Below are 4,933 nucleotides of genomic sequence, written 5' to 3'. Positions count from 1 at the left end.
CCTGCGCATCAGGGTACTGATAGGGGGAAAGGCCTTTTCCGTGGTTGCATGTTGCTCCCTGCCGCTGAATGGGAATGCCATGATTGCTCCCTTGCTGCAGTCGCCATGCGCCGAATCGCCTTGCGGAAATTACTGCCGGCTATGCCGATTCATCTTTCGAGTGACAAATGGACTCATCCTGCATCTGTCCTCATAGTCGTCTTGTTGAGTTCACCCGGCGCCGGCGTCAGGCATTGCCGGCGGGCTCGACGTCCGCCAGCGAAATGTCCCGGTCAGTGGCCATCGCCTGAGCGACCCGCTCCATCATCTCGGTAAAGTGACTCATCGAGTAAAGGTGTATGTAGATCAGTTCCAGCGCGCCACTGCGCGCAAGCTCCGAAAGGGTTTGCGGCTCGAGCGCGTTCAGCTTTTCACGACTGACCGAACGAAAACCGCTCAGCGAAAGCTGCTTGCCCGACTTCAGCTTGATCTGCGCCTGCATTGGCTCCAGCAGATCCAGCTCCACCAGTTTGTCGCACAACAGACGGGTGCGGTTGTATTCGCTCTGGTATTCCTTGAGAAACCGGAGTACGCCGTTGAGGTATTCGCTGCGCCCGCCATCCTCGTTGAACAGACGGTTGCCCCTGGCGTCGGCATTGACTCCGGCATAATCCTCGTCAATGCACAGCGTGAAGGTTTTGCCATCATCCGCGCTGGAGAACACGAACGGGTAGCGTCGCACGAACGCAGGAATGTAGCGGGCCGTCCACTTACCCTCGGCATCAACGTAAACATTTGTTTCATTCTTGATACCGAGCACCGCGGCCGGCATTACGGTCTTGCCGTCACCGGCGAAGATAATGGCGTATTCGCCCGCCGCTCTGGCAAACTCGACCGCCATCAGCGGCACGGAATTGGTATGGCTCGCGAACCCGAAGCCACCGCTGTTCTCGACACCCCAGTCGCGATGTCGCTGCAGCGTCACCGGGGACGCCGATGAATAGAAAAGAAGTTGTGTACTCACGTCTGTTGCTCCCTGTGATACCACTTCCCCCGCCCGTCCACTTGATCAAACACGGGCGTGAAAGGTGCGACTAGCAGGCTGTTCCCGCCTTAAACTCAACGACAAAGCCCGACCACCGAGGACTGCGCTTCGGTGGTCGGGGAGTACAGCGGATGAATCAAGCCTAACCGATGAAAGAGAGATACAAGATACGAGCCAACAGCCTAAGCCATTGATAAATATGATTATTCCCTATCAAAAAGGCGTCAAAACTGTAACAGACAAGTTACAGCAATTGACAAAGCCAATGCCAGGCCATTGAAATTTCGGAAAAAACGGCAATGCGACTACTGTAACGAACATGCAACGTCGCTGTTTGCATACAGCCTCAGCGCCGCAGCCAATACCCCACTCAAAGTCGCCGCAGCGGATCCTGGCGGTAGAACATTGACAGCTGTCCATACACCTCGGGATAGGCGCCGGCCAGAACCGCCGGAATTTCGAAAAAGGCTTCGCTGAGCACTGCAAAGCACTCCGCCGGACTCTCGGTGGCATAGCCATCGACCGGTATTTCCTCACCACGATCAAAACGCTCGCAAAGATCCAGATACGCCGACTGAAATACCCGCGCCCACTCTTTGGGCTGCATCTGGGCATGCAGCGGAGGCAGGCCATCCGCCACACCGTTGAGCATGTCGAGTTTGTGGGCGAATTCGTGGATGACGAGATTGACGCCGTCGTTCTCGGACTCCGACAGCAACTCATCGGCCGACAGGATTACGGGCCCCTGCTCCCAGGCCTCGCCCGAGAGTTCGGCAACCACCGAATGCACGACACCGGCCTCGTCCTGGTACTCGTGGCGCACCCGGAATCCGGCGGGGTAGACCAGAACGGTTTCGAAACCGCGATAACCATCCAACCCCAGCTCCAGTATCAACAGACAGGCCTGCGCCGCGATCCGCAGGCGCATCCCGTCGCTGACCTCGACTCCCTGCACCCCATGGATCGTCTTTTCGTGCAGAAACAGCCAGGCCAGCTGCCCCAGTCGGTCGCGCTCGTCGGCGCTAAGCCCCGCCATGACCGGCAACCTATCCAGTACCTGCCGCCACTCGCGCTCAGGCAAGCCTCCCGCCTGCAACAGGCGCTTGCGCCGCCAGGCCCGATAACTCCAGATCAACGGCCACTCCTCTTCGACAGTGAGGCTCAGAACTTGCTGAACTCGGTTGGCTTTTCGATTTCACCTATCGCCTCGGCGATACTGTCCAGACGCTTCTCGAGCACCGCCTGAGCATCGTAGAGCCCGCGATTATAGAAATATGCACCCAGCTCCTCGGCGAAAAAATCCAGCAGAAACTCGGCGTCGAACTGGCCGATATCCTGCTCCAGCTCTTCACGAAAATAAAGCTGGATACGGCGCACGATCAGCGCTTTCTCTTCCCTGGAAAATTCGATCATCGCCATGGCTGCCCCCTCCCCTTCCAGATTCCCGAGTCGGGCCCGACGCGAGACATTCGGGTACTGTCGTGACGATACCGGCGTTCACGCCATTATAGGGAACCCACAGGGTCAGGGCTGCAACAGTTTGCCCCGGAAACCGGCCACAGGGATCCCGGTGCCCCGGGCGCGTGCGTCAGGCATCAGGGCTGTGCAGATTAATCGGCTTTAAGAAGGTTCATTGCGCTTTAGCGGGAAAAATGTCAATCGCATCTAGCCGACTCATTGATGGGATGCGCCGCGTCAACCTCGCTGAAAGCGTTAAACCCTGTGCCAATGCGGCTCCACCCTTCCCACTTTTGGCTCCCGGATCCATGCCAACCTGCAAAGAATCCGAAGAAAAAAGCAAGCAACGGGGACGGCAGAGCGCCGGCCAGCGTCATCTGTGGCCGGCGATACGAAAGCGACTAGCGGACCGACCGGTAGGCCTCGGCCCGATTCACCGGCGCCAGCACCATTTGCCAGAGCTGACCGCGGCGGGAACGGAAAAAAGCGGCGCAACTGAGAAGGTAGTAGCGCCACATACGCGCAAAACGCTCGTCGTAGCGCGACGAGAGTTTCGGCCAGGCCAGCTGGAAGTTCTGCCACCAGGCCAGCAACGTACGCTCGTAGTCCGGCCCGAAGTTGTGCAGGTCTTCGATCACCATTCCGTCCGGCAGCGCAGCCGTCAAACGCGGCATCGACGGCAGCTCGCCATTGGGGAAGATATAGCGGTCTATCCAGGGGTCGAGACCCGAAGCGGAATGCTCGGTGCCAATGGTATGCAGCAGAAACAGACCATCGGGCGCCAGGCAATCCGACAGGGACGAAAAGTAGGTTCGATAGTTCTTGTGCCCCACATGCTCGAACATGCCGACCGATACGATGCGGTCGTAACGGCCCCGAACCTCACGGTAATCGACCAGTTCGATAGCCACCTTGAGGCCTGCGCAACGCTCTGCCGCCATCTCGGCCTGCTCCCTGGAGACCGTAATGCCATGGACCTCCACCTCATAACGACTCGCCATGAAATGCGCCAGACTGCCCCAGCCGCAGCCCACTTCCAGAACCTTCATCCCCGGCTCGAGCTGCAGTTTGCGACAGATCAGATCCAGCTTGGCCTCCTGGGCGGCATCCAGGTGGTCGGCCTGGCTCCAGTACCCGCAGCTGTAACACCAGTGCGCATCGAGCATCGCGGCATAGAGGTCATTACCGATATCGTAGTGCCGCTCGCCGACATGAAATGCCCGCCGCACCGACTGCAGGTTGCAGACACGGTTGCGCAACTCATGAAAGCCATGAAATACGCGTGCCAGTCCCCTGGGCGCCTCGTCCAGCCGGGCGTTCAGCAGCCGGGTCATCAACCCGGCCAGGTCGGAACACTCCCAGTGGCCATCGACGTAGGACTCGCCGAAGCCAAGACTCCCCTTCAACAGCACTGCCCTGAATACGCGCGCGTCCCGAACCTGAATATCCCAGGGATGCGGCCCGTTAATCCGCACATCCGCCCGCGCCAGCAGCTCTTGCAACACCTTTGGCGTCGATATGTCGCTGGTCGCGCCGTTGTAATCGAATTCCAGTTCTCTTCCCGGCATGGTCCACCCCCTTCTGTCGCGACCTCGATCGAAACGCCGCTGTCGCGTTAGCTATTGCTGATCATTGTTTGATTAACCGCGTGATTGAGTTTGTTTATGATTGAACAGAGAACGCACCACGCTGGCACCGAACCAGGACCCAGGCACAGGGTCTTGGCATCGATGCCATCGACGGCGTACGTTGTTTATATTCATGCGATTAGCGTGCCAGGTGCTTACCGGGCAACCAGCAACGAGCAAAGGAAGTCGATCAGATGTATGTAGCCATGAATCGTTTTCGGATAGCCAAAGGTAAAGAAGAGGCGTTTATCGAAATCTGGAAGAACCGCGACAGTCACCTCGGGGGCGTGCCGGGATTCCGCAGCTTCAACCTGCTTCAGGGACCGGTCAACGACGAATTCACCCTGTTCGCCTCCCACAGCCTGTGGGACTCGGAGCAGGACTTCGTCAACTGGACCAAATCGGAGGCCTTCCGCAAGGCGCACGCCAACGCAAAGCCGGCAACCGATATCTACCTGGGACCGCCGCAGTTCGAGGGTTTCAGCGCCGTATTATAATCAGCGTCCCGGCGCAGTTCGCTGCGCTCAGTGCGCCCTGCGAACAATGGCGATCCCACAGGGCTCGTTGGGTGAAAACACCTCCCTGGACGGCGGAAAGCCTGGCATTGCAGAACGTAGGGCACCTTGAGTGTAACGAAACGTGCCAAAAGTAAGCGATAAGCGGTAAAAAGCTTGTGCTCGACGGCTGTTACTGTCAACGCAACACTGCTAACTGTACGCTTGATGCGCTATTTGGAAGTGGTGGAGCCTGGGGGGATCGAACCCCCGACCTCGACGCTGCCAGCGTCGCGCTCTCCCAGCTGAGCTAAGGCCCCACAATGGTG

At 58.4% G+C, this 4,933-nt stretch carries 5 protein-coding genes and 1 tRNA gene; 1 reads left to right on the top strand and 5 read right to left on the bottom strand.

Annotated elements, in window-relative coordinates; translation table 11 throughout:
- Positions 1 to 226: 226 nt before the first annotated feature.
- The 4 genes from IEX85_RS20540 to cfa all read right to left on the bottom strand — a co-directional run bounded on the left by IEX85_RS20540 (position 227) and on the right by cfa (position 4,050).
- Positions 227 to 1,003 carry a SapC family protein gene (locus tag IEX85_RS20540; RefSeq protein ID WP_188862506.1) on the bottom strand — a complete coding sequence of 259 codons (777 nt, stop codon included), beginning with the start codon at positions 1,001 to 1,003 and terminating at the stop codon, positions 227 to 229.
- A 391-nt stretch (positions 1,004 to 1,394) separates the two neighbouring features.
- Positions 1,395 to 2,159: a M90 family metallopeptidase gene (locus tag IEX85_RS20535; protein ID WP_229722036.1), complete on the bottom strand. Its 765-nt coding sequence runs from the start codon at positions 2,157 to 2,159 to the stop codon at positions 1,395 to 1,397.
- Between the two features lie 26 nt (positions 2,160 to 2,185).
- Positions 2,186 to 2,443 carry a DUF2164 domain-containing protein gene (locus IEX85_RS20530; protein ID WP_188862505.1) on the bottom strand — a complete coding sequence of 86 codons (258 nt, stop codon included), beginning with the start codon at positions 2,441 to 2,443 and terminating at the stop codon, positions 2,186 to 2,188.
- 440 nt (positions 2,444 to 2,883) lie between these two features.
- Entirely contained in the window at positions 2,884 to 4,050 is a 1,167-nt protein-coding gene (cfa, locus tag IEX85_RS20525; protein ID WP_188862504.1) for a cyclopropane fatty acyl phospholipid synthase, read from the bottom strand.
- A 254-nt stretch (positions 4,051 to 4,304) separates the two neighbouring features.
- On the opposite strand from cfa, the gene hmuQ reads away from it, so the two are divergent.
- Positions 4,305 to 4,607 (top strand): heme-degrading protein HmuQ, encoded by a 303-nt coding sequence (hmuQ, locus tag IEX85_RS20520; protein ID WP_188862503.1) that lies wholly within the window; start codon positions 4,305 to 4,307, stop codon positions 4,605 to 4,607.
- A 241-nt stretch (positions 4,608 to 4,848) separates the two neighbouring features.
- Here the strand turns inward: hmuQ and IEX85_RS20515 are convergent.
- Positions 4,849 to 4,924: transfer RNA gene (locus IEX85_RS20515), tRNA-Ala, on the bottom strand.
- Positions 4,925 to 4,933: the final 9 nt, after the last annotated feature.

Origin of the sequence: Marinobacterium nitratireducens (assembly GCF_014645375.1) — a bacterium.
GTDB lineage: Bacteria > Pseudomonadota > Gammaproteobacteria > Pseudomonadales > Balneatricaceae > Marinobacterium_A > Marinobacterium_A nitratireducens.
Note: the sequence above shows the minus strand (reverse complement) of the source record. Positions and strands in the feature narration are given on the sequence as shown.

Excerpts from the sequence above, each read along its gene's own strand:
- hmuQ (WP_188862503.1), top strand. The coding sequence starts at position 4,305 with ATGTATGTAGCCATGAATCGTTTTCGGATAGCCAAAGGTAAAGAAGAG.
- IEX85_RS20530 (WP_188862505.1), bottom strand. The coding sequence starts at position 2,443 with ATGGCGATGATCGAATTTTCCAGGGAAGAGAAAGCGCTGATCGTGCGC.
- cfa (WP_188862504.1), bottom strand. The coding sequence starts at position 4,050 with ATGCCGGGAAGAGAACTGGAATTCGATTACAACGGCGCGACCAGCGAC.